Raw genomic sequence first — 24,235 nt, 5'->3', positions numbered from 1 at the left:
GCATTTGAATGGGGTGGTCATTCCGCAACCGTTGCAGGAGCGGCCGGGTTCGCCAACTCCCCGGCGAACAGCAGGGAACCTGCCTGATCGGTCAGGTCGACCATCTGCAGCGTGTTGCGCAACTGCAGGCGGTTGAGGCAGCTGTGCCGGAACGTCGGACGCAGCAGGTCGTGCTTCGCCGCCCCGTCGGCCAGCTCCGGGTGGTCGGTCAGGTGCCGCTCGATGCAGGCCCGCACCTCGCTCCAGAAGTCGGCGGCCGGCAGGACGCCGTCCTCGTCGAGGATTGCGGCCAGGTGGCGGAAGAAGCCGTCGAAGACGTCGGTGTGGATCGCCAGGGACTGTTCGTCGGCCGGCACCGCCGCGCGGATCCGCTCGACCTCCTCGGGCAGGGGCAGGTCGCCCATCACGGCGACCTCCTCGCCGATGTCCTTCATGAACATCCGCACCGGCACGTGCTCCTCGATCACCATCACGAGGTTCTCCCCGTGCGGCATGAACGCGAGGTCGTAGCGCAGCAGGCAGTGCACCAGCGGCCGCAGGTAGGCGTCGAGGTAGCTGCGCAGCCATTGCACCGGCGCGACCCCGGACTCCACGATCATCGCGGCGGCCAGCGAGGAGCCCTTGGCGTCACGGTGCAGCAGCGACGCCATCGTGGCCAGTCGTTCCCCGGTGCGCAGCTGCGGCAGCGGGCTCTCACGCCAGAGTGCGGCGATCATCTTCTGGTACGGCGACGTGAAGCCGAGGTGGTGGAACGCGTCACCGGTGTAGCCGATCGCGGCGCACTCGCGCAGCACGCCGAAGCCACGGGCCCGCAGCTCGTCGTCGGCGGCGACCAGGTCGTGCACCCAGTCGTTGATCGCCGGGGTGACCCGCATGTACTTCGGCGAGAGCCCGCGCAGGAAGCCCATGTTCTGGATCGCGAGTGCGGTCTTCACGTAGTGCCGCTGCGGGTTGCTGGTGTTGAAGAACGTGCGGATCGACTGCTGCGCCCGGAAGGTGTCCGGCGCCTCGCCGAGGAGCACGATGTCGCGGCGGGCCACGTCGGGGGCGAACGTGATCGCCACCCGGTTGACCCACTGCCACGGGTGCAGCGGGAGGTAGAGGTAGTCGTGCGCGTCGAGCCCGAGGTCGGCCAGGGTCGCCTCGAAGCCGGCCAGCGTCTCCGCGCCCAGCTCGTCGCGGTAGAGCGACTCCTCGGTCAGGCCACTGCCCAGGGACAGCGCCGCCTTGTCGCGGCGTACGGCGACCCACAGCAGGCGCACCTCGTTGCCGGTCTCGGGGGCGTAGGCCGCGAAGTCGTCGCCGCCGTAGCCGATCCGGCCGTTGTTGGCCACGAACGCCGGGTGGCCCTCGGTCATCGCGGCCTCGAGGGCCTGGTAGTCGGCGTGCACCAGGTCGTCGGCCGACGCCGTGGAGTTTCCGAGCTTCCACATCGAGGAGGCCAGCGTCGAGGCGAGCTCCTCGAGATAGGTCGGCAGCAGTGCATCGGGAATGCCCAGCAGGGGTGCGAACTCGACGAGGAACTGCTGGACGTCGACGGGGCGCTGTGTGTCGTCGACGGGGCGCTGTGTGTCGTCGACGGTGCGCTCGAGCGAGTCACGGTCGAGTACCCAGTGCTCGAGCTGGTGGCGGCGCGCGGTGAAGGTGTAGCGGGCCGAGCCGTCGGGGGAGACCAGCTCCCAGGCGTGGCCGTCGGCGACGGGGGCGAGCAGGCGCTCGTGGGAGAACTCGGCAATCGCCTTGCAGACAAGGGAGATCTGGGCGGTCGCGAGCAGATCGGGTTGCAGGTGCGTCACGTCGTGGCTTCTCATGCGGGGTCCCTGTTCGAGGCAGAACGAAGTGAGCATTCGAATGGGGTGCTCATGCCGGCACCCCCAGTGCAGAGTCGAGGAACGCCGCCCGGGTGCAGAACGACAGCGCGGCGGTCTTGTGGCCCAGGTCGACGTGGCGCTCGACGACGAAGCCCGCGGCGGCATTGAGTGCGGCGATCTTCTCGTTGCGGGCGTCGGGCTCGACCACCACCCGGCGTACGGCGGGATCGGCGAAGCAGAACTCCATCACCGCGCGGAACACCTCGGTCGTGAAGCCGGGGCGGTACGTCGAGGGCGGTGCCACCAGCACGTGCATGCCGAGGTCGCCCTCCGCGATCTCGGGCAGCCCGGACAGGGGACCGTGCTGCGGCTCGTAGGTCTCGGTCAGGAACTGCGGGGTGCCGTCGGCCCGACCCAGCCACGCGTGGTGGTGCGGATTCGCGCGGATCGCGTCGTACTCGCGGGCCACGTCCAGGGCGGTGGCGCCCTGCATCTCCCAGTAGAGCGAGCGCGGGTGGGTCACCCACGCATGCAGCAGCCCGAGGTCGCGGTCGACGACGACGGGTTCCAGGGTGATTCTCACGGTGCGCTCCTGAGGTGGTCGGGGACGCCGAACTCCTGGAAGGCGATCCGCTTCTCAATGGGGTAGGCCTCGCGGCCGAGCATCGCGGCGATCAGCCTGGAGTTGCGGTAGGCGCCCATGCCGAGGTCGGGGGCCACGAAGCCGTGGGTGTGCTCCTCGGCGTTCTGGACGTAGATCTCGTTGCCGGCCACGTCGATCGCGTAGTTGGCGTCGGCGAGGAAGCGACCGTGGTCGTCCCACCGGATCCGGTCGCGGATCGGGGAGAGGAACTCCGGCACCTCGCGGTTGTAGCCCGTCGCGAAGACGACGCCCCGGGTCTCCAGTGCGAAGTGCTCGTCCTCCTCGACGTGGTGCAGCTCGAGCCGGACTCCACCGTCGACGGCCGACGCGGCGGTCACCGCCGTGTTGGTGACCAGCGTGGTCTCGGTGCCGCCGTGCACCTGGCGCCGGTAGAGCTCGTCGTAGATGTGGTTCACCAGCTCTGCGCTGATCCCCTTGTAGAGCGAGCGCTGCCCGCGCAGGAGCTCCTCCCGGGTCTCGCCCGGCAGGCCCTGGAAGTACGACGTGTACTCCGGCGAGGTCAGCTCGAGGGTGAGCTTGGTGTACTCCATCGGGAAGAACCGCGGTGACCGGGTCACCCAGGTCAGCGTGTAGCCGTGCTCGTCGATGCCGGCCAGCAGGTCGGCGTACACCTCGGCGGCGCTCTGCCCGCTGCCGATGACGGTGATCGACTCGAGCTCCTGGAGCTCGGCCTTGCGCCGCAGGTAGTCCGCCGAGTGACACGTGACCCCCGCTGGTTGAGGAAGGCGCTCTGCGCCTGTCTCGAAACCAAGCACCCCACGCGCCACCTCGGGGACGTAGGGCTGCGTGCCGGTGCCGAGCACCAACCGCCTCGCCACGTGCTGCTCGCCGGAGCCGGTGGTCACGACGTACGCCGACCCGTCGTGCTCGATGCGAGTGACCGGTGAGTCGAAGCGCACCGAGTCGAGCCGCGAGGCGGCCCAGGAGCAGTAGTCGCTGTACTCCTGGCGCAGCGGGAAGAACGACTCGCGGATGTAGAACGGGTAGAGCCGGCCGATCTCCTTGAGGTGGTTCAGGAACGAGAACCGCGAGGTGGGGTCGGCCATCGTGACCAGGTCGGCCAGGAACGGCACCTGGAGGGTGGCGTCCTCGAGCATCATGCCGGGGTGCCAGGCGAACTCGGACCGGGCCTCGAGGAAGAGCCCGTCGAGCTCGTCGATCGGGTCGGTCAGGCAGGCCAGGCCGAGGTTGAACGGCCCGAGGCCGACGGCGACGAAGTCCTTCATCTGGCGGCTCCCGTCAGGATCTCGGCCCCGGTCACGCGCACCCGGTCGACGATGTCGAGGATGTTGCGCGAGGTGGCCATCGGGTTGAGCAGGGTGAACTTGAGCCAGACCTCACCGTCGACCTTCGTCGAGGCGACCATCGCGCGGCCGCTGTCGAAGAGCGCCGCCCGGATGCGGGTGTTGACCTCGTCGGTCGTCGCCGGGTCCGCCCCCCGTGGGCGGTAGCGGAACACCAGCGTGCTCAGCGTCGGCTCGGCCGCGAGCTCGATGTCGGGGCACTGCACCATCGCGTCGTGCACCTCGGCCGCGAGGTCGATGACGGTGTCGAAGTAGTCGCCGATCAGGTCGGGGCCCATGATCCGCAGGGTCAGCCAGAGCTTCAGTGCGTCGAAGCGACGCGTGGTCTGCATGCTCTTGTCGACCTGGTTGGGGTGGGCCGCGTCCTTCGGGTTCAGGTAGTCGGCGTACCAGGTGATGTGGCGCAGCGTGGCCGTGTCGCGCACGATCAGCGCGCTCGCGGAGACCGGCTGGAACCACGTCTTGTGGTAGTCGACGGTCACCGAGTCGGCGCGCTCGATGCCCGAGAGCAGGTGCCTGCGCCGAGGTGAGGCCAGCAGCCCGCCGCCGTACGCCGCATCGACGTGGAACCAGGTCGCGTAGGTGTGGCAGAGGTCGGCGACCCGGTCGAGGGGGTCGATGGCACCGAAGTCCGTCGTACCGGCGGTGGCGACGACGGCCATCGGGACGTTGCCGTCGGCGAGGCACCGGTCGAGGGCCCCGCGGAGCAGGTCGGGGCGCATGCGGTGGCGCTCGTCGACGGGGATGCAGACCACGGCGTCGTCGCCCAGGCCCAGCAGGCGGGCGGCCTTCTGGACGCTGAAGTGCCCGTCGGCGGAGGCGAAGATGCGCAGCCGGTCGAGGCCCCGGCGCTCGACCCGGCCGCGGGCCAGGTGGAGTGCCTGGAGGTTCGTCTGGGTTCCGCCGCTGGTGAAGATGCCGTCAGCGGTGGTCTCGGGGAAGCCGATTCGGGCCGCGGTCCAGTCGATGAGGTGCCGCTCGATGAACGTGCCGCCGACGCTCTGGTCGTAGGTGTCGAGCGAGGAGTTCACCGACGACACGTAGAGCTCGGCCAGCAGTGCGGGGATCACGACGGGACAGTTCAGGTGAGCGGCGTAGCCCGGCTCGTGGAACCACACGGCGTCGTCGAGGTAGAGGCGGGACATCTCCTCGAGGGCGGCGGTCGTGTCGTTCAGTGGGGTGTCGAGGTCGACGTCGGCGACCAGCTTGGCGGCAAGTTCGGGGGCGGTGCCGTTCGACGGCCCGTCGACCTCGGCCAGCTGGCGGCCCAGGTGGGCGACGCCGCTCAGCACGGTGGTCGCCCAGGCGTCGGCATTGGCCGGATGGAACAGGTGGTGCGCGGAGGGATGGGACACCGCGAACTCCTTCCGAGATTAAGGTAAGGCTTACCTTAGTAAACAGCCGGCGGTGTTTGTCGAGAGGGGGGTGGTGTGACCTGCGTCGCTCCCACGCATACTGGGGGTATGCAACGCGTGACCACCTACAGCAATGCCGGGCTCACCTTCGATGTCATCGACGAGGGGCCGGTCGACGGGCCCGTCGCCGTGTTGCTGCACGGCTTCCCGCAGCGCGCAGCGTCGTGGAACGAGGTGGCCATACGCCTGCACGGGCGCGGCATCCGCACGGTCGCGCCCGACCAGCGTGGCTACTCACCACGGGCCAGGCCGCGCCGGCGGACGGCGTACCGCATGGAGAACCTGGTCTCCGACGTCGCGGCCCTGATCCGCACGCTCGACGTCGGGCCGGTGCACCTGGTCGGCCACGACTGGGGTGCCGCGGTGGCCTGGCCGACCGCGGCCGCGCACCCCGAGCTGGTGCGCAGCCTCACGGCGGTCTCGGTCACGCACCCGGCCGCGTTCATGCGTTCGATGGTCGGCAGCCAGGTGCTGCGCTCCTGGTACATGGGCTTCTTCCAGCTGCCGTGGGTCCCCGAGCGCGTGCTCGGCGAGGAGGTCGGTGCCCGCCTGGCGCTGGGGCGGGCCGGCATGACTCCCGAGATGGTCGAGACGTTCCGCACCGACATCGTGGAGTACGGCGCCCTGCGCGGCGGGCTGAACTGGTACCGCGCGCTCCCGTTCACCCATCCACGCATGGCGCGCGGCCGCGTGGTGGCTCCGACCACCCAGGTCTGGAGCGACGGCGACGTCGCGCTGGGCCGCCGCGGAGTCGAGCTTGCCGAGCGCCATGTCGACGGCCCGTTCGAGCTCCAGGTGCTGACCGGCGTGAGCCACTGGATCCCCGACGAGGCGCCCGACGTGCTCGCCGAGATCGTGTGTGAGCGGATCGACTCCGCCGAAAATAAGGGGTTCCAGCCGCGCGGGCACTAGGTTGGACCCCATGACTGACCCTGAAATCGATGCTGTTCCGACCTTCGATGAACTCGGGCTCGATGAACGGGTGCTCAAGGCACTGAAGAAGATCGGCTACGAGTCGCCTTCTCCCATCCAGGCCGCCACCATCCCACCGCTGCTCGAGGGACGCCACGTCGTCGGCCTCGCGCAGACCGGAACCGGCAAGACCGCCGCCTTCGCGCTGCCGATCCTCTCCCAGCTCGACCTCAAGCAGAAGACCCCGCAGGCGCTGGTGCTCGCGCCCACGCGTGAGCTCGCGCTCCAGGTCTCCGAGGCGTTCGAGAAGTACGCCTCCCACATGAACGGCGTCCACGTCCTGCCCGTCTACGGCGGCCAGGGGTACGGCGTCCAGCTCTCGGCCCTGCGCCGCGGCGTCCACGTCGTCGTCGGTACGCCGGGTCGCATCATGGACCACCTCGAGAAGGGCACCCTCGACCTCTCCGAGCTGCGCTTCCTGGTGCTCGACGAGGCCGACGAGATGCTCAAGATGGGCTTCGCCGAGGACGTCGAGACGATCCTGGCCGACACCCCTGACTCGAAGCACGTCGCGCTGTTCTCCGCGACGATGCCGCCGCAGATCCGCCGCATCGCGAAGAAGTACCTCAACGACGCGGCCGAGATCACGGTCAAGAACAAGACCACCACCGCCGCGAACATCACCCAGCGCTACATGACGGTGTCCTACCCGCAGAAGATCGACGCGCTGACCCGCATCCTCGAGGTCGAGAACTTCGAGGCGATGATCATCTTCGCCCGCACCAAGTCCGCCACCGAGGAGCTCGCCGAGAAGCTGCGGGCCCGTGGCTTCTCCGCGATCGCGATCAACGGTGACGTCGCCCAGAACCAGCGTGAGCGCACGATCAACCAGCTGCGCCAGGGCAAGCTCGACATCCTGGTCGCCACCGACGTCGCGGCCCGTGGCCTCGACGTCGAGCGGATCAGCCACGTCGTGAACTTCGACATCCCGACCGACACCGAGTCCTACGTGCACCGCATCGGCCGCACCGGGCGCGCCGGCCGCAGCGGTGACGCGATCTCGTTCATCACCCCGCGCGAGCGCTACCTGCTCAAGGCGATCGAGAAGGCCACCCGCCAGTCGCTGACCCAGATGCAGCTGCCGACGGTCGACGACATCAACACCACGCGCCTGGCCCGCTTCGACGACTCGATCACCGAGGCGCTCAACTCCGACCGGGTCGAGTTCTTCCGCGACGTGGTCAACCACTACGTCCGCGAGCACGACGTGCCCGAGGCCGACGTGGCCGCCGCGCTGGCGGTCGTACTCCAGGGCAAGACGCCCCTGCTGATGGAGCCCGAGCCGGCCCAGACCTTCACGCGCTCCGACCGCTCCGACCGTTCCGACCGTGGCTCCCGAGACGACCGCGGCCCCCGCCGTGAGCGTCCCGACCGCCCGTCGCGAGGTCGCAGCGACGTGCCGATGGCGCCGTACCGCATCTCCGTCGGCAAGCGCCACAAGGTCGAGCCGCGCCAGATCGTCGGCGCGCTGGCCAACGAGGGCGGCCTGGGTCGCGGCGACTTCGGCAAGATCGACATCCGTCCCGACCACTCGATCGTCGAGCTGCCGGTCGACCTGCCCAGCGATGCGTGGGACAAGCTGCGCGGCACCCGCATCTCCGGCAAGCTGATCGAGCTGAGCAAGGCCGACGGCGAAGAGATCAGCCGCACACCCCACAACAAGTACGACGGTGGCGCCAGCGACCGTGGCCCGAAGAAGTTCGAGAAGAAGCCCCGCCACAAGAAGTACTGACCCGCGCGAACCGTGGATTCCTGTGCCGCGAACCGTGGGTTCTTGCGGTGCTGAGCAGCGGCATTCCGTCGTGATGGAGGAGCAAGAGGCTCCCGCCGTGAGCGCACGGAATCTGTCGGGTTCCCCCGCAGGCTCGACATGAATCGTGCACTCAGTGGCGGATGCCGAACTTCCTCGCCGTGATCGTCTCGACCAGCCCGCGGGGCGCGACTCGGCGCAGCGCGAAGACCAGGGGTGCGTTGCTGCCGCGGGCGTAGAGCGACCTCGGCTTCTCGGCCTCGATCGCCTCACACACGGTCGCGGCGACGTCGTCGGCACTCACGCCGCCCGCCTCGAGCTCGTCGAGTCGCGCGATCACGGTGTTGCACTCACGCTTGTACGGCGAGTCGTCGGCGACGTACTTCGTGCGGCGCTGGCTGATGCCGGTGTTGATCGACCCGGGCTCGACCGTGGTCAGCCACACGCCGTACGGCGCCAGCTCCTCGCGTGCGGCCGTGGCGAACGCCCGGATCGCGGCCTTGGTGGCGGCGTACGACGACCGGTAGGGCAGGGGGAAGCTGGCGATCATCGAACCCATCATCACCACCCGTCCGTAGCCACGCTCGCGCATGCCGGGCAGGAGCAGCTGGGTCAGCTGCACGGGGCCGAGCACGTTGAGCTGGAAGAGCCGGTCGAGTGCCTCGACCGGCAGCTCCTCCAGCGGACCTGACTGCGACTCCCCGGCGTTGTTGACCAGAACGTCGACCGGGCCTGCTGCCTGCGCGCAGGCCACGATGGACGCGCGATCCTCGAGGTCGAGCGCCAGCCATTCGACCCCCTCGACGAGCTGGTCGTCGCGCAGCGACTTCGGATTGCGACTGGTGCCGATCACCCGGAACCCCTTGCCCAGCAAGGCGATTGCGGTGGCCCGGCCGATTCCGGAGGAGGCGCCGGTGACGAGGGCGGTGCGCATCAGAGGGCCTTCGCCAGGGCCAGGCCCGCGGCGCGACCCGAGAAGATGCAGCCCCCGAGGAAGGTGCCCTCGAGTGCGTTGTAGCCGTGCACGCCGCCACCGCCGAACCCGGCGACCTCTCCGGCGGCGTAGAGGCCGGGGATCGGCGCACCGTCGCCGCCGATGACCCGCGAGTCGAGGTCGGTCTGGATGCCGCCGAGGGTCTTGCGGGAGAGGATGTTGAGGCGCACCGCGATCAGCGGACCGTTGTCGGCGTCGAGGATGCGGTGCGGTGAGGCCACCCGGATCAGCTTGTCGGTACGCGACAGGCGGGCGTTGCGGATCGCCATCAGCTGCAGGTCCTTGGAGAAGGCGTTGTCGAGCTGGCGGTCGCGCTCGACGATCTGCTTCTCGACGTGGGCCGCGTCGAGCACCGCGCCGTCCCGGCCGAGCTCGTTCATGCCGGCCACCAGCTCGCCGATCGTGTCGGCTACGACGAAGTCCTCGCCGTGCTCCTTGAACTTCTCGACCGGGCCGGGTGCGCCCTTGGCCAGACGGGACTGGAGCATGAACTTCAGGTCGCGGCGGGTGATGTCGGGGTTCTGCTCGGAGCCGGAGAGGGCGAACTCCTTCTCGATGATCTTCTGGGTCAGCACGAACCACGAGTAGTCGTGGCCGGTGGCCAGGATCGCCTTCATCGTGCCGATCGAGTCGAAGCCCGGGAAGTTCGGCGAGGGCAGCCGGTCGCCCAGCGCGTCGAACCACATCGACGACGGTCCGGGGATGATCCGGATGGCGTGGTCGGGCCAGATCGGGTCCCAGTTGTGGATGCCCTCGGTGTAGGCCCACATGCGGTCGGAGTTGACCAGGTTGGCGCCGGCGGCCTCCGAGATCGCGAGCATGCGGCCGTCGACATGGGCCGGCACCCCGGCGATCATGTGCTTGGGCACGGGACCGAGCCGGTCGACCGGCCAGTTCGCCCGCATCAGGTCGAAGTTGTGGCCGATGCCGCCGGAGGTGACTACCACGGCGCCCGCGCGCAGTTCGAAGTCGCCGACCACCTCACGGGAGGACTTCACGCCGCGCTCGGCGTCGCTGTCCTCCAGCACGGAACCGCGTACGCCGACCACGGCGCCGGCGTCCACGACCAGCTCGTCGACCTGGTGACGGAACGCGAACCGCACGAGACCCTGCGCCTCGCCGTCGAGCACCGGCTTCTCGAAGATCTCCACGACCGCCGGCCCGGTTCCCCACGAGAGGTGGAACCGCGGCACGGAGTTGCCGTGACCGCTCGCCGAGCCCGAGCCGCGCTCGGCCCAGCCGACGAACGGCAGGAACTTCAGGCCGAGGCCCCGCACGTAGTCGCGCTTGCCGCCGGCAGCCCACGCGACGTACGCCTCGGCCCACTGGCGGCCCCAGACGTCCTGGTCGTCGAGGCGGTCGAAGCCGGCCGAGCCGAGCCAGTCCTGCATGGCGAGCTCGGGGGAGTCCTTGATGCCCATGCGGCGCTGCTCGGGGCTGTCGACGAAGAAGAGCCCGCCGAGCGACCAGAACGCCTGCCCGCCCAGGTTGTTGCGGTTCTCCTGCTCGGCGACCAGCACGCGCTTGCCGGCCTTGACCAGTTCGTGGGTGGCGACGAGCCCGGCCAGGCCGGCGCCGACCACGATCACGTCGGGGCGGAAGTCGTCGTCGGTCATGGGGTCTCCTTGGGTGGGGTGTCGGTGACGGCGGTGTCGGCCTCGACGGTGTGTGCCGTGACCAGGAGGACAAAGAGGTCTGTACGGCGCTGCAGGACGGCAGCGTTGTCGGGTTCGATCAGGCACTGCACGGAGGTGCCGTCGTGCACGGCGACCAGGGCCGGGCCGAGTGCTGCCGGATCGATGACGCGTCGTCCGACCCGGGCCAGGAGTGCTTCGAGCGTCGGCATGAGGCCCGCCTCGATGCGTTCCTCGCGTTGCGCCATCACGCGCCGCAGCGCCGGGTTGCGCAGTGCGTGCGCGGTGAACTCGGCGGTCACGCGGTACCACTCGTCGTCCAGCGGAACCGCCGAGAGCACGTGCTCGACGGCCTCACGCAGCGACGTGACGGGCGGTGGCTCCTGGGTCAGGAACGCCGCGAGGTCGGACTGCATCTCGTCGGACCGCTGCTCCCAGATGGCCAGGAAGAGCTCGTCGAGCGAGGTGAAGTTGGAGTAGAACGCGCCGCGGGTGAACCCCGCCTGCTCGCAGACCTGTTCGACGGTCGACCGGCCGAACCCCTCGCGGGCGAAGACCACGAGCGCGGCGTCGAGCAGGCGTTGCCGAGTCTGCTGGCGGCGTCGCGTCGGCGCTGGAGTGCTCACGATACGAAAATGTATCCGATACAGCTCTGTATCGGAAGGGCTGAAGTGCCGTGAACCACGGGCGCCCGCCACTACCCTGACGGGGTGACCCTTCCTGTCCTGTTCATCCTCGGTGCCGGGCCCGGCCTGGGCCGCGCGGTGGCGCACCGGTTCCACAACGACGGCTACAAGATCGTGCTTGCCGCGCGCTCCGAGCACCGCCTCGGCCAGCTGGCCGACGACCTGCGAGGGGCGGGCACGAAGGTGGACACGGTGGCGGTCGACCTCACCGACGAGAAGGCCGTACGCCGGGCAGTCGACGAGGTGGGTCGCAGGCACGGCCACATCGACGTGCTGCACTTCAACCCGAGCACCTTCCGCCAGAAGGACCCGCTCGCCCTGACCGTCGACGAGCTCCTGGACGACCTCCGCCTCGGCGTCGCGCCGTTGCTGCCCGCCGTGCAGGCCGCGCGGCCCTACCTGCGCAGCGGTGCCCGCGTGGTCGTCACCGGCAGTGCCGCCGCCGACAAGCCGTGGAACCAGGCCGCGTCGCTCGGCGTGCAGAAGGCCGCCCTGCGCAATCTGGTGATCAGCCTCGACACCACCCTCGAGCCCGACGGAATCCGCGCGGTCAACGTGCAGGTCGACGGAGTGCTGGCCCAGTCGGGCACCTTCGGTCCGGGCAACGTGGCGACGGCGATCCATGCGGCCGTCGTACGCCGGGACGCGGAGTGGACGCCCCTCGTGCACTACCCCGGCTGACCTCGTGAGGCGCTGAGGGCAGAGACACCTTCCGTTCACCTTGGTGCCACACACTCCGCGCGTGAACCCCGCTCCAACGACGCTCCTGCCTGCCCTCCTGGCCGGCGACCGGGCGCCACGACCGCGCACCTTGGTCGACATCTTCCGCAGCACGGTCGAGGAGTGCCCCGACGCACTCGCCGTCGACAGCGGCATCGAGACCCTGACGTACGCCGAGCTCGCCGAGGCCGCCGACGACCTGGCCGACCGGCTGGCCGCGCTGGGCGTGGGGCGTGGCGACAAGGTCGGCGTACGCATCAAGTCCGGGACCACCGACCTCTACGTGGCGATCATCGGCATCCTGGTCGCCGGCGCGGCCTACGTGCCGGTCGACGCCGACGACCCCGACGAGAGGGCCCGCGTGGTCTTCGAGGAGTCGGCGGCTGCCGCGGTGATCGGCAACGACCTGGTGATCGCCGCGACCGTCGACCGGGACCCGCGCGAACGCGACGCGCCGGGCCACGACGACGACGCGTGGGTGATCTTCACCTCCGGCTCCACCGGCAGGCCCAAGGGCGTGGCGGTCACCCACCGCAACGCCGCGGCCTTCGTCGACGCCGAGTCGAACATGTTCCTCGTCGACGACCCGATCGGGCCCGACGACCGGGTGATGGCCGGCCTCTCGGTCGCCTTCGACGCCAGCTGCGAGGAGATGTGGCTGGCCTGGGCGTACGGCGGCTGCCTGGTCCCCGCACCACGCTCCCTGGTGCGCTCCGGTGTCGACGTCGGGCCCTGGCTGGTCGCCAACGACATCACCATCGTCTCGACGGTGCCGACGCTGGTGGCGCTGTGGCCCGCAGCGGCCCTCGACAAGGTCCGCCTGCTGATCATGGGTGGCGAGGCCTGCCCGCCCGAGCTGGCCGCGAGGCTCCAGCGTGAGGGCCGCGAGGTGTGGAACACCTACGGCCCGACCGAGGCCACCGTGGTCGCCTGTGGTGCCCTGCTCGACGGCTCCGACCCGGTGCGCATCGGCCTTCCCCTCGACGGCTGGGACCTCGCCGTGGTCGATGCGGAGGGTCACCCGGTCGGCGAGGGCGAGTCCGGCGAGCTGATCATCGGCGGCGTCGGGCTGGCCCGCTACCTCGACCCGGAGAAGGACGCCGAGAAGTACGCACCGATGCCGACGCTCGGCTGGGAGCGCGCCTACCGCTCGGGCGACGTCGTGCGCAATGACCCGGCCGGCCTGGTCTTCGCCGGTCGCGCCGACGACCAGATCAAGCTGGGCGGTCGACGCATCGAGCTCGGTGAGATCGACGACCAGATGCTCCGCGTCCCCGGCGTGCTCTCGGCCGCGGCCGCCGTACGCTCCACGAAGTCGGGCAACAAGCTGCTCGTCGGCTACCTCACCGTCGACGAGGGCTATGACGCCGACCGGGCCAAGGAGCTCCTGCGCCACCGGATGCCGGCCGCGCTGGTGCCGCGGCTGGCGGTCGTCGAGGAGCTCCCCACGAGGACGTCGGGCAAGGTCGACCGCGACGCCTTGCCGTGGCCGCTGCCGAAGGTGCCCGCCTCGACCGTGGCGCTGAGCGGCACCAGCGCGTGGATCGCCGAGATCTGGGCCGAGGTGCTGGGCGCCGACGTGACCTCGCAGAAGGACGACTTCTTCGACTTCGGCGGCGGCTCGCTGACCGCGGCCCAGGTCGTCAGCCGACTGCGCGAGAAGCACCCGGAGGTGGCGGTCGGCGACGTCTACGCCAACCCCTCGGTCGGCACGCTGGCCGCGACGCTCGACGAGATGGGCGGCTCCACCGTCCTCTCGGACCGCAAGGTGCAGCCGATCCGGCGCAAGACGCAGGTCGGCCAGCTCCTCGCGCTGCTGCCGCTCCGCGCCCTGGCCGCACAGAAGTGGCTGGCCTGGCTGATGCTCGGCTCCACGCTCGGCGCGGCGATCACCGACCTCGAGTGGCTGGTCTCGTTCCCGCTGTGGCTGCTGGTGCTGACCACCTGGTTCTTCCTCGTGCCGCCGGGCCGGATGACCGTGGCCGCCCTGCTCGCCCGCTTCCTCCTGCGCGACCTCGAGCCCGGCACCTATCCGCGCGGCGGCAAGATGCACCTGCGGCTCTGGTTGGCCGAGAAGATCCAGGAGGAGCTCGGTGCCGCCGGACTCTCCGGCGCACCCTGGTTCCCCTACTACGCGCGGCTCCTGGGCGCCCGGCTCGGCAAGGGCGTCGACCTGCACACGCTGCCACCGGTCACCGGGCTGCTCGAGGTCGGCAACGACGCCGCGATCGAGCTCGAGGTCGACCTGGCCGGCCACTGGATCGACGGCGACGTGGTGCACGTCGGTGCCGTCGCGATCGGCGCCCGGGCCCGCATCGGCGCCCGCAGCACGCTCGCGCCCGGTTCCCGGGTCGGCAAGGACGCCGAGGTCGCCCCCGGGTCCCATGTCGTCGGCGAGGTTCCTGACGGAGAGTTCTGGTCGGGCTCCCCGGCCGAGCGGCAAGCCCGCGCCCGCGGCCCGTGGTCGAACACCGCACCGCCCCGGTCCTCGCGCTGGATCGGGGTCTACGGCGCGGTCGCCTGGCTGGTCGCGGTACTGCCGGCCGTCTCGATCGGCGTCGGTGCGTCGGTGCTGCTGCCCGCGCTCGACGGAACCGACAGCCTCGGCGAGGCCCTGCTGGCCGCGCTGCCCTGGCTGCCACTCGCGGCCTTCACGGCGTACGCCGTCCTCATGCTTCTCGTCGTGGGCCTGACCCGCCTGTTCGCGTTGGCCGTCGAACCCGGCCACCACCCGGTGCGTTCTCTGGCCGGCGTCTCGATCTGGGGCACGGTACGCCTGCTCGACGAGGCCCGCGACTGGCTGTTCCCGGTCTACTCCAGTGCGATCACCCCGATCTGGTTGCGCCTGCTCGGCGCCCGCATCGGCCACGGCGTCGAGGCCTCGACCGTGCTGCTGATCCCCAGCCTCGTGCACGTCAACGACCACGCCTTCCTGGCCGACGACACCCTGATCGGCTCCTACGAGCTGGGCGGCGGCTGGATCCGCGTCGAGCGGGTCAAGGTCGGCAAGCGCGCGTTCGTCGGCAACTCCGGCATGCTCGCGCCCGGCCGCAAGGTGCCCAAGCAGTCGCTGGTCGCCGTGCTCTCGGCGGCACCGGGGCGTGGTGTGGCCAAGGCCGGCTCGTCGTGGATGGGCAGCCCGCCGCGGAAGCTGCGGCGTACGACCGGGGAGCGGGACAGCAGCCGCACCTACGACCCGCCGACCCGCCTGCACGTGCTGCGCGGGCTCGTCGAGACCGGCCGCGTGGTGCCGATGTTCCTCGGCGTCCTGCTGCACCTGGGCATCGGCGCAACGTTGTTCTGGGCGCTCGACCAGGGCGGCTACCTGCTGGCACTGGTGCTCGGCGGCTTCGTGATGGTCGCCGGCAGCCTGGTCGCGGCAGCCGTGACCGTGGCCGCCAAGTGGCTGATCGTCGGACGGCACCGCCGGGGCGAGCACGCGCTGTGGACCTCGTTCGTGTGGCGCAACGAGCTGGCCGACACCTTCACCGAGGTGCTGGCCGCACCGTGGTTCGCCCGGGTCACCTCCGGAACCGTTGCGTTGAACGTGTGGTTGCGCAGCCTGGGTGCCGAGATCGGACCCGGCGCCTGGTGCGAGTCCTACTGGCTGCCCGAGACCGACCTGGTCCGCCTCGACGCAGGCGCGACGGTCAACCGCGGGTGCGTCGTGCAGACCCACCTCTTCCACGACCGGGTGCTCAGCATGGACACCGTGGTACTCAGGGCCGGGGCCACCCTCGGCCCGAACAGCGTGATCCTGCCGGCCGCGTCGATCGGTCGCCACGCGACCGTCGGCCCCGTGTCGTTGGTGATGCGCGGCGAGGGCGTACCCTCGCGGACGCGCTGGATCGGGAACCCGATCGGGCCCTGGGAGGAAGAGGACGCGTGAGGCGAGGCGGCACCGACAGTTATGTTCCCGGGCACGGTGACGCGTCGTACGACGTGGAGCACTACGGGCTGGCGCTGGGCTACAAGCTGATCGGCAACCGGATCGACGGCGACGCCACCCTCCGCTGCCGGGCGCGGGCGAACCTCGAGTTCCTCGAGCTCGACCTGCACGCGCTGCGTCCGGCGAAGGTCCTCCTCAACGGCAGGTCGGCCTCCTTCACCCACCGCAACCAGCGCATCCACGTCAAGCTGGGCACGACGATCCCGGCCGGCGAGGTCTTCGACCTGCGCGTGAAGTACGCCGGCAGCCCGAGGCCGGTGCCCTCGAGGGTGCTCGGCACGTCGGGGTGGGAGGAGCTGGACGACGGCGTGATCGTCGCCGCGCAGCCGCACGGTGCGCCGTCGTGGTTCCCCTGCAACGACCGCCCCGACAACAAGGCGACCTACTCGATCGCGGTCTCGGCGCCCTCCGACTACTACGTGGCCGTCTCCGGCGAGCTGGTCTCGTCCCGTCGCAGTGGCAGCGCGACCACCTGGCTCTACGAGCAGCAGTCGCCGATGCCGACGTACCTCGCGACCGTGCAGATCGGCCGCTACGAGGTGGTCGAGCTCGAGGCCGACGTACCCCTGCGGGTGATCGGCCCGGCCGACCGCGACGAGGACGCGTTCGCTGCCGGTTTCGGCCGCCAGCCCGAGATGCTGGCGTTCTTCGTGAAGCTGTTCGGCGACTACCCGTTCGCCTCCTACACGGCGGTGATCACCGACGACGACCTCGAGATTCCCCTGGAGTCACAAGGGCTCTCGACGTTCGGACGCAACTTCGTCAGCGACGACTGGGACGCCGTCCGGCTGGTCGCGCACGAGCTCTCGCACCAGTGGTTCGGCAACGCGGTGACGCTGACCAAGTGGAAGGACATCTGGCTGCACGAGGGCTTCGCCTGCTACGCGGAGTGGCTGTGGTCGGAGGAGTCCGGGTCGAAGAGTGCCGACGAGCGCGCCGCGATCCACCATGCGCGGGTCGCCGACGACGACGGCCCCGACCTGCTGCTGGGCGACCCGGGCGCGGAGCTGATGTTCGATGACCGCGTCTACAAGCGTGGGGCGCTGACCTTGCACGCGTTGCGGGCCGAGGTGGGCGACGAGACGTTCTTCGCGATCCTGCGCGGCTGGGTCGCCGAACACACCGGCGGCAACGTGACCACCGAGCAGTTCATCGCGCACGCGGCGGGGGTCGCCGACCGCGACCTCACGGAGCTCTTCGACGCCTGGTTGTTCAGCGTCGAGCTGCCGGAGCTGCCGAAGCTCTGACCCCGGGTCGGACCGGCAGCACGACGACCGCGGCCACCGAGCCGACGGGCGCGTCCAGCTCGCGCACGTCGTGATCGGCCAGGCGCACCGACGTCATCGCCACGTCGAGTCCGGTGCCGCGCGCCTTGAGGATGGCCTCCTTCGCGGCCCAGGCCCATGTGGCCTCGACGCCGGGCGGGTCGTCCGGATGCAGCACGAGGCCCGGGTCCCAGCGCGCCTCGACATCGGCGACCACCTCGATGTCGACGCCGACGGGACTCGTCGCCACCGCTGTGACCAGGTGGTCACCGGCGCGCGACAGGCTGACGTGGGCGCCGGTGGCCCACGGCCGCCCGTGCGCGTCCGAGCCGCAGCGCGGGCACAGTCGACCGGCGCGGACGCTGCCCGCGTCGACTCCGAGAAGGGCGGCGACGTGCCGGGCGAGCGCCTCGTCGGCGTCCCGGGTGCGGGGGTGCCAGGCGATGTCGGCGACCCCGTCGCCCGGGAGTCCGCCGGAAGAACTCATGGCGTGAACCCTATGCGTGCCTTTAGTGTGACGTGGGCCACATGTGGGGATCGACAAAGGAGTCGTGTGCATGAAGTGGAAGATCTCGGGCGCGGTTGCTGCGGCAGCCTCGGTCCTCACCGCCACGCTGGTGGCCGCTCCCGCGGCCCACGCCGCCGGTCCGTCGTACGTCGCCCTCGGTGACTCGTACGCCTCGGGTACCGGCACTCGCAGCTACATCGACGACGGCACCTCGTGCCAGCGCTCGACGTACGCCTATCCCTCACTGATCGCGGCGGCCCGCGGCTACTCGCTCAACTTCCGGGCCTGCTCGGGGGCGCGGATCCCCGACGTCACCAACAACCAGCTGAGCGCGCTCACCTCGACCACGAAGTACGTGTCGATCTCGGTGGGCGGCAATGACGCCGGCTTCGCCGACGTGCTCACCGAGTGCGCACAGCCCGGCTGGATGAGCGACTGCGACGGTGCCATCGACGGGGCACAGGCCTACATCAACAACACCCTGCCTGCGAAGCTCTCCACGCTCTATGCCGCGATCCGGGCGAAGTCACCCACCGCCAAGGTGGTCGTGGTCGGCTACCCGCGCATCTTCAACGGTGAGGACTGCAACGCGCTCACCTGGTTCTCGCCGGCGGAGGAGAGCCGGCTCAACGCCACGGCCGACCTGCTCAACAGCCGTACCGCCACGCAGGCCGGCGCCAAGGGCTTCAGCTTCGCCAACCCCACGAGCCGGTTCGTGGGCCACGCCGTCTGCGACGACCCCGAATACCTCAACGGGCTGTCGAACCCGATCTCGGAGTCCTACCACCCGAACAAGCCGGGCCATGCGAGCGGCTACACGCCGACGGTGAGCCCGCTGCTCACCGGTGCCTCGTTGACGGTGACTGCCGACGTACGCCGGACCGCCGCGGCGAGCGCCGACGACCTGGCGGCGCAGCAGCGCCAGTACGCCGCGGCCGACGCGTCGATCACGCCGGAGACCTTCGGTGTGCCCGACCTCGACAGCCCGCGCGCCCGGGCGGCCGCCCGCAAGGCCGGCATCGACATCGACCGGTGGGTGGCCAGGCAGGCTCGGCGCTGACCCGGAACCTCCGAAAATGGGCCGTTGTGGGGCGAAATCTGCCTCTGCGCACGCTGGGCCACCCCGCAGTGGAGGAGAACTGCGGACTTCTTCGGTGGAAGAACGTGCGAAATGGGGACGGGCGTGCGATACTCAAGGTGAACAGAAAGTGAACAGGAGGTGTCCCATGCGCAGCCACGACCAGAACGACCGCCCCACGATGACGTGGATCGAGGTCAAGGACGCGGATGGTCGCACGCACCTGGAGGCACGCTGGAGCGTCACCACGCACACGTCCGCCGCCACCGTGCACGCGGCCTGAGCTGGATTCAGACAGACGCAGCAATCTCTCGAACCGGCCCGCCACCGAGTGGCGGGCCGGTTCCGTGTTCGGGTAAGGATTGCCCATGCGTGCTGCCTGGCGAGACCTCTCGGAGAGACTCGGCCCCGGCACGCTCCGCGACATCCTGCTGGTGAACCTCGCCGTCGGCATCGTCGGTGTCTCGTACGGCGCGATCACCGTCGGCGACGGACTGCCCCTGTGGGCTCCCAACCTGATGTCGATCGTCGTGCTCGGCGGGGCGAGCCAGTTCCTGTTCACCGGCATCATCGGGGCCGGTGGCAGCCCGGTCGCGGCCGTGCTGGCGGGCCTGCTGGTGAACGCCCGCCACCTCCCCTTCGGCTTCGCCCTTGCCGACACGGTCAAGAATCGGCCCGTGCTGGGATCCTACCTGATGATCGACGAGGTCGTCGCCTTCGCACTGTCCGAGAAGGATCCGGTGCGGCGCCGCCTGGTGTTCTTCACCTGCGGTGCCTGCCTGTGGGTGTTCTGGAACATCGGCTCGCTGCTGGGTGGGCTGCTCGGCAACGCGATCACCGACACGGACACCTTCGGGCTCGACGCGGCGTTCCCCGCCGTGCTCGTGGCGTTGGTGATGCCCGCCCTGCGTGACCGTCGGACCCGCACCGTCGCGTTGGTCGGTGCGGTCGTGGCGGTGGCGGTCACCCCGCTCCTGCCGGCCGGGACCGCGGTGCTGCTCGCGCTTGCCGCGTTGGCCCTGCTGCCCCTCATGCGCGGAGTCGGTGAGGTGGCGTGATCTCGGCCCCTGTGCTGATCGCCTCCGCCGTCCTGCTCGGCCTCGGCACGTTCGCGTTCCGGGCCGTCGGCCCCCTGCTGCACGCCCGCATCCGGGTGAGCCCGTCCGTGCAGTCGCTGATGTCGATGTCCGCGACCGTCCTGCTGGTCGCCCTCGCCGCGACGGCCGCGATCTTCGACGGGTCGTCGCCGGCCGGCTGGGCCCGGGTGTCCGGGGTCGCGGTCGCCGTGGTCCTGGCCTGGCGCCGGGCGCCGTTCGTGGTCATCGTGCTGGCCGCGGCCGGGACCGCCGCGGGCCTGCGCGCGCTCGGCGTCTGAGAACTGGCGACGGGTCGATCGGAACTGGCGACGGGTCGATCAGAACTGGCGACAGGTCGATCGGAACTGGCGACGGGTCAGTCGTCGTCGACCCGCTTGCCGTCCTTGTAGATGATCCTCGTCCTGAGCTCCGGCACCGTCACCTCGGCGGCCACCAGCGGGTGGTCGCTGGCGCGCTGGATGTCAGGGGTGCGCAGTGCGCGGTAGTCGCTGAACTCCACCTTGTCGGAGCCGAACACCCAGTCGACGGCGAGCGGTCGCGGCGGCGGGGCGCACGAGCTGCCGGTGCTCCCACCGTTGGCCGCCTTGAGTCCCGTCGAGGTGGTGATCCGGCAGAAGTAGCCTTCCCAGTCGTTCATGTCGCCGGTGAGGAAGACGGGCTCGTCGGGGTGGTCGGCGGCGAGCTGGTTGGCCAGGTCGATCTCGACCTGGGTCGCGGCGCCACGCCACTTGGCGGCGTTGCCGTGGGCGTTGGCCGGGTTGTGCACGTTCATCAGCCACAGCTTCTGGCCGGTGGCGATGTGCTCGAGCTGGACCACCGGCATCTGCCGGATCTGGCCGAAGAAGTAGGGGATGCCGAACGTCTCGCTCTGCACCAGGTTGAACGTGTCGGTGCGCCACGCGACGGCGTTGGCATGCAGCTGTACGCCGGCGCTGGCCGGCGGGTACACGCCGTACGACCCGCCGGTCTGGGCCAGGAACGCGCCCATCTGCGGGGCCTGGAACTCCTGGAAGCCGACCAGGTCGACACTGCTGTTGCGCAGGGCGCCGACCGCGAGCCCGGTGCGCACGCCGCTGGGGGCCATGCCCTTGCGGTCACCGCCCGGCGCGGTGTGGCTGTGGCCGAGCAGGTTGAAGGACGCGATCGTGAAGCTGAACTGCGGCGCCACGTCGTACTTCGGCTTGGGCTTGCGTTTGATCGTCACCGTCGGGCCGACCAGCTTCTTCTGCACCGTCGAGCCCTCGGGACGCCCCGGAACCGTCGAGGACGCCGTCGGCGATCCCGAAGGCTGCTGCGAGGGCGGGGCGGAAACCGTGGTGCTGGGCTCGGCACTCGTCTTGTTGCTGTCGTCGGACTCGCCGCCCAGCACGAACCCGAAGATCACCACGAGGGCGGTCACGAGCGCAGCCGGAGCCAACATCACGAGGAGCTCGGGTGGTTTGCGCACCGGAGAAGGTTACCTGTGGGAAGCCTCAGTGCCGAACCTGCCGAGATCCACCCCCGCACTAGGGTGAAAACATGAGCGATGTCTTCGATGTCCTGGACCCCGTCGACGGATCGGTGATCGACCGGGTGCCCGACGCCACCGTCGCCGACGCGATCGGCGCACTCGACCGGGCGGTCGCCGTGCAGGCCGAGTGGGCGGCGACCCCGCCGCGAGACCGCGGGGAGATCCTGCGCCGGGCGTTCGAGCTGATCACCGAGCGCGCCGACGAGTTCGGCCGCACCATCAGCCTCGAGATGGGCAAGCCCCTGGCCGAGGGCAAGGGCGAGGTGGCCTACGGTGCCGAGTTCCTGCGCTGGTTCAGTGAAGAGGCGGTCCGCATCCGCGGCAGCTGGCTGAACGCACCGGCCGGCGGCTCGCGGCTGCTCACCCTCAAGAAGCCGGTCGGCCCGTGCCTGTTCGTCACCCCGTGGAACTTCCCGCTGGCGATGGGAACCCGCAAGATCGGACCGGCGATCGCGGCCGGCTGCACGATGATCGTCAAGCCGGCCTCGGCCACCCCGCTGACGATGATCAAGCTGGCCGAGGTCTTCGCCGAGGCCGGCCTCCCCGACGGGGTCCTCCAGGTGGTCACCACCAGGTCGTCGAGGGAGGTCACGGCGGCGCTGATGGCCGACGACCGACTCCGCAAGGTCTCGTTCACCGGCTCCACCGCGGTCGGCAAGGGCCTGGTCGAGCAGTCGGCCGCCAACCTCCAGCGGGTGTCGATGGAGCTCGGCGGCAACGCACCGTTCCTGGTCTTCGACGACGCCGACGTCGACGCGGCGATCGAGGGCGCGATGGTCGCCAAGATGCGCAACATGGGCGAGGCCTGCACCTCGGCCAACCGGTTCCTGGTGCAGTCGGGTGTGGCCGAGGAGTTCACGAGGAAGCTGGCCGAGCGCATGGGCGCGTTGAAGGTCGGCCGCGGCCAGGACGACGGGGTCGAGGTCGGTCCGCTGATCGACGCCGACGCCGTGGCCGGCGTCCGCGAGCTGGTCGACGACGCAGTGGCGCAGGGCGCCCGGGTCGCCACCGGTGGTGGTGAGCCCGACGGCAACTTCTACCCGCCGACCGTGCTCGCCGACGTGCCGGCCGGTGCGCGGATCAACCGCGAGGAGGTCTTCGGGCCGGTCGCGCCGGTGACCACGTTCACCGACGAGGACGAGGCGATCCGGCTGGCCAACGACACGGAGTACGGCCTGGCGTCCTACGTCTACACCCGCGACCTCGACCGCACGCTGCGCGTCGTGGAGTCGCTCGCCTTCGGCATGGTCGGGGTCAACACCGGCCTGGTCTCCAACCCGGCGGCTCCGTTCGGCGGGGTGAAGGCCAGCGGGTTCGGCCGCGAGGGTGGCTTCGAGGGCATCGAGGAGTACCTCGACACGACGTACGTCGGCATCGCGCGCGGGTGACTCTCGCGAGCGGCTCGGCCGACGTGGCAGGCTGGGACCATGGCTGACAACCCGCAGGGCACGCCAGGGCCGCCCACCACGATCGTCCTCTTCGGCGCCACCGGTGATCTCTCCCGGCGCAAGCTGCTGCCGGGCATGCTGCACCTGTGGCGCTCGGGGCTGCTGCCCGAGATGCAGGTGGTCGGCACCTCGCTCGACGAGCACACCCGTGAGTCGTTCGTCGACTTCGCCCGTGAGGCGATCGGCGAGTTCAGCGACGACGAGCAGGACAAGGACGAGTTCGAGGAGTTCGCCAAGCGGCTCTTCTGGGCCAACGATGGTGTCGACAACCTGAAGGCCGGCATCGAGGAGGCCGAGGCCGACTGCGAGAAGCCGCAGGCCCGGCTGCACTATCTCTCCGTGCCGCCGAAGGCCGCGCTCAGCGTCGTGGACACCCTCGACAAGGCCGGCCTGGTCAAGAACAGCCGCATCGTGATGGAGAAGCCGTTCGGCACCGACCTGGCCTCGGCCAAGTCGCTGAACGACTCGATCCACAAGGTCTTCAGGGAAGAGCAGATCTTCCGCATCGACCACTTCCTCGGCAAGGAGCCGGCGCTCAACATCCTCGCGCTGCGCTTCGCCAACGGCCTCTTCGAGCCGATCTGGCACCGCAACCACATCGACCACATCCAGATCGACATCCCCGAGACGCTCGGCGTCGAAGGTCGGGCGGCCTTCTACGAGGGCACCGGCGCCTACCGCGACATGGTGGTCACCCACCTCTTCCAGGTGCTCGCCTTCATCGCGATGGAGCCGCCGACGGCGCTCGACCCGATCTCGATCAGCGAGGAGAAGCACAAGGTCTTCCGCTCGATGCTGCCGCTCGACCCCCACGACGTCGTGCGTGGGCAGTACGACGGCTACCGGGCCGAGGAGGGCGTCGACCCGCAGTCCGACACCGAGACCTTCATCGCGCTGAAGTGCTTCGTCGACAACTGGCGCTGGGCCGACGTGCCGTTCTACCTGCGCACCGGCAAGAAGCTCGCCGAGGGTCAGCGGATCATCTCGATCGCGTTCCGTGAGCCACCGAAGTCGATGTTCCCCGAGGGGTCCGGCATCGGCGACCACGGGCCCGACCACCTCACCTTCGACCTGGCCGACACCGCGAAGATGTCGTTGTCGTTCTACGGCAAGCGCCCGGGCCCGGGGTTCGGCCTCAACAAGCTGTCGATGCAGTTCGCCATGGAGGACACCGGCTGGGCCGGGTCGATCCTCGAGGCCTACGAGCGCCTGATCCTCGAGGCGGTGAAGGGCAACCGCACCCTGTTCACCACCGCCGAGGGCGTCGAGCGGTTGTGGGAGATCTCCGAGCCGCTGCTCGAGCACATGCCGCCGGTGCGCAACTACCCCCAGGGCTCGTGGGGCCCCAACCAGATCCACCAGCTGATCGCCCCGTTCGCGTGGCGGCTGCCGTTCGAACGCAAGTGGCGCGCCAACTAGGCCCTCGCCGC

Annotated in this window: 20 protein-coding genes; 11 read left to right on the top strand and 9 right to left on the bottom strand. The window is 70.1% G+C overall.

The window, feature by feature from the left end:
• Positions 1-17: 17 nt before the first annotated feature.
• From ASD66_RS07240 to ASD66_RS07225, 4 genes are read right to left on the bottom strand one after another with little or no spacing between them, the layout of a single operon-like run.
• Positions 18-1,811 (bottom strand): IucA/IucC family protein, encoded by a 1,794-nt coding sequence (locus ASD66_RS07240; protein WP_200949899.1) that lies wholly within the window; start codon positions 1,809-1,811, stop codon positions 18-20.
• Positions 1,812-1,860: 49 nt separating this feature from the next.
• A complete protein-coding gene (locus tag ASD66_RS24905) occupies positions 1,861-2,394 on the bottom strand; it encodes a GNAT family N-acetyltransferase (protein WP_056890427.1) in 534 nt (177 codons plus the stop codon).
• A complete protein-coding gene (locus ASD66_RS07230) occupies positions 2,391-3,701 on the bottom strand; it encodes a lysine N(6)-hydroxylase/L-ornithine N(5)-oxygenase family protein (protein ID WP_056890426.1) in 1,311 nt (436 codons plus the stop codon). The genes ASD66_RS24905 and ASD66_RS07230 overlap by 4 nt, the downstream gene beginning before the upstream one ends.
• Positions 3,698-5,134, bottom strand: coding sequence for a pyridoxal phosphate-dependent decarboxylase family protein (locus ASD66_RS07225; RefSeq protein ID WP_056890425.1), 1,437 nt, complete (start codon positions 5,132-5,134; stop codon positions 3,698-3,700). Before ASD66_RS07225 ends, ASD66_RS07230 begins: the two co-directional genes overlap by 4 nt.
• 108 nt (positions 5,135-5,242) lie before the next feature.
• On the opposite strand from ASD66_RS07225, the gene ASD66_RS07220 reads away from it, so the two are divergent.
• Positions 5,243-6,106 carry an alpha/beta fold hydrolase gene (locus ASD66_RS07220; RefSeq protein WP_056684619.1) on the top strand — a complete coding sequence of 288 codons (864 nt, stop codon included), beginning with the start codon at positions 5,243-5,245 and terminating at the stop codon, positions 6,104-6,106.
• 10 nt (positions 6,107-6,116) lie between these two features.
• Positions 6,117-7,898, top strand: a complete 1,782-nt coding sequence (locus ASD66_RS07215; RefSeq protein ID WP_082563930.1) for a DEAD/DEAH box helicase — start codon at positions 6,117-6,119, stop codon at positions 7,896-7,898.
• A gap of 151 nt (positions 7,899-8,049) precedes the next feature.
• On the opposite strand, the gene ASD66_RS07210 is transcribed toward ASD66_RS07215, so the two are convergent.
• From ASD66_RS07210 to ASD66_RS07200, 3 genes are read right to left on the bottom strand one after another with little or no spacing between them, the layout of a single operon-like run.
• Positions 8,050-8,850 carry an SDR family oxidoreductase gene (locus ASD66_RS07210; RefSeq protein ID WP_082599356.1) on the bottom strand — a complete coding sequence of 267 codons (801 nt, stop codon included), beginning with the start codon at positions 8,848-8,850 and terminating at the stop codon, positions 8,050-8,052.
• Positions 8,850-10,526, bottom strand: a complete 1,677-nt coding sequence (locus tag ASD66_RS07205) for an FAD-binding dehydrogenase (protein ID WP_056890424.1) — start codon at positions 10,524-10,526, stop codon at positions 8,850-8,852. The genes ASD66_RS07210 and ASD66_RS07205 overlap by 1 nt, the downstream gene beginning before the upstream one ends.
• Complete coding sequence (locus ASD66_RS07200) at positions 10,523-11,170, bottom strand: TetR/AcrR family transcriptional regulator (RefSeq protein WP_082599355.1); 648 nt, start codon at positions 11,168-11,170, stop codon at positions 10,523-10,525. The genes ASD66_RS07205 and ASD66_RS07200 overlap by 4 nt, the downstream gene beginning before the upstream one ends.
• A gap of 84 nt (positions 11,171-11,254) precedes the next feature.
• On the opposite strand from ASD66_RS07200, the gene ASD66_RS07195 reads away from it, so the two are divergent.
• From ASD66_RS07195 to ASD66_RS07185, 3 genes are all read left to right on the top strand, one after another.
• Positions 11,255-11,911 carry an SDR family oxidoreductase gene (locus ASD66_RS07195; RefSeq protein WP_056684628.1) on the top strand — a complete coding sequence of 219 codons (657 nt, stop codon included), beginning with the start codon at positions 11,255-11,257 and terminating at the stop codon, positions 11,909-11,911.
• Positions 11,912-11,972: 61 nt separating this feature from the next.
• Positions 11,973-15,839, top strand: a complete 3,867-nt coding sequence (locus ASD66_RS07190; RefSeq protein WP_056890423.1) for a Pls/PosA family non-ribosomal peptide synthetase — start codon at positions 11,973-11,975, stop codon at positions 15,837-15,839.
• Positions 15,836-17,146 (top strand): M1 family metallopeptidase, encoded by a 1,311-nt coding sequence (locus ASD66_RS07185; protein ID WP_056890422.1) that lies wholly within the window; start codon positions 15,836-15,838, stop codon positions 17,144-17,146. Before ASD66_RS07190 ends, ASD66_RS07185 begins: the two co-directional genes overlap by 4 nt.
• Here ASD66_RS07185 and ASD66_RS07180 read toward each other — a convergent pair.
• Positions 17,112-17,651, bottom strand: coding sequence for a 4'-phosphopantetheinyl transferase family protein (locus ASD66_RS07180; protein WP_056890421.1), 540 nt, complete (start codon positions 17,649-17,651; stop codon positions 17,112-17,114). The two genes, ASD66_RS07185 and ASD66_RS07180, sit on opposite strands and share 35 nt — an antisense overlap.
• A gap of 70 nt (positions 17,652-17,721) precedes the next feature.
• Here ASD66_RS07180 and ASD66_RS07175 point away from each other — a divergent pair, with 70 nt between their 5' ends.
• The 4 genes from ASD66_RS07175 to ASD66_RS07165 all read left to right on the top strand — a co-directional run bounded on the left by ASD66_RS07175 (position 17,722) and on the right by ASD66_RS07165 (position 20,125).
• Entirely contained in the window at positions 17,722-18,732 is a 1,011-nt protein-coding gene (locus ASD66_RS07175) for an SGNH/GDSL hydrolase family protein (protein WP_056684641.1), read from the top strand.
• 166 nt (positions 18,733-18,898) lie between these two features.
• Positions 18,899-19,033 carry a hypothetical protein gene (locus ASD66_RS25505; RefSeq protein WP_268788297.1) on the top strand — a complete coding sequence of 45 codons (135 nt, stop codon included), beginning with the start codon at positions 18,899-18,901 and terminating at the stop codon, positions 19,031-19,033.
• Between the two features lie 85 nt (positions 19,034-19,118).
• A complete protein-coding gene (locus ASD66_RS07170) occupies positions 19,119-19,808 on the top strand; it encodes an AzlC family ABC transporter permease (protein WP_056890420.1) in 690 nt (229 codons plus the stop codon).
• Positions 19,805-20,125, top strand: coding sequence for an AzlD domain-containing protein (locus tag ASD66_RS07165; RefSeq protein WP_056684647.1), 321 nt, complete (start codon positions 19,805-19,807; stop codon positions 20,123-20,125). The genes ASD66_RS07170 and ASD66_RS07165 overlap by 4 nt, the downstream gene beginning before the upstream one ends.
• A gap of 77 nt (positions 20,126-20,202) precedes the next feature.
• On the opposite strand, the gene ASD66_RS07160 is transcribed toward ASD66_RS07165, so the two are convergent.
• A complete protein-coding gene (locus ASD66_RS07160) occupies positions 20,203-21,294 on the bottom strand; it encodes an endonuclease/exonuclease/phosphatase family protein (protein ID WP_056684650.1) in 1,092 nt (363 codons plus the stop codon).
• A gap of 71 nt (positions 21,295-21,365) precedes the next feature.
• Here ASD66_RS07160 and ASD66_RS07155 point away from each other — a divergent pair, with 71 nt between their 5' ends.
• Positions 21,366-22,745, top strand: coding sequence for an NAD-dependent succinate-semialdehyde dehydrogenase (locus tag ASD66_RS07155; RefSeq protein WP_082563932.1), 1,380 nt, complete (start codon positions 21,366-21,368; stop codon positions 22,743-22,745).
• A gap of 39 nt (positions 22,746-22,784) precedes the next feature.
• The gene (zwf, locus tag ASD66_RS07150) at positions 22,785-24,224 is read left to right on the top strand and encodes a glucose-6-phosphate dehydrogenase (RefSeq protein WP_056890419.1); all 1,440 of its coding nucleotides are present in this window, start codon (positions 22,785-22,787) and stop codon (positions 24,222-24,224) included.
• Positions 24,225-24,235: the final 11 nt, after the last annotated feature.

The sequence above is a fragment of the Nocardioides sp. Root151 genome (assembly GCF_001427925.1).
Classification (GTDB): domain Bacteria; phylum Actinomycetota; class Actinomycetes; order Propionibacteriales; family Nocardioidaceae; genus Nocardioides.
Note: the sequence above shows the minus strand (reverse complement) of the source record. Positions and strands in the feature narration are given on the sequence as shown.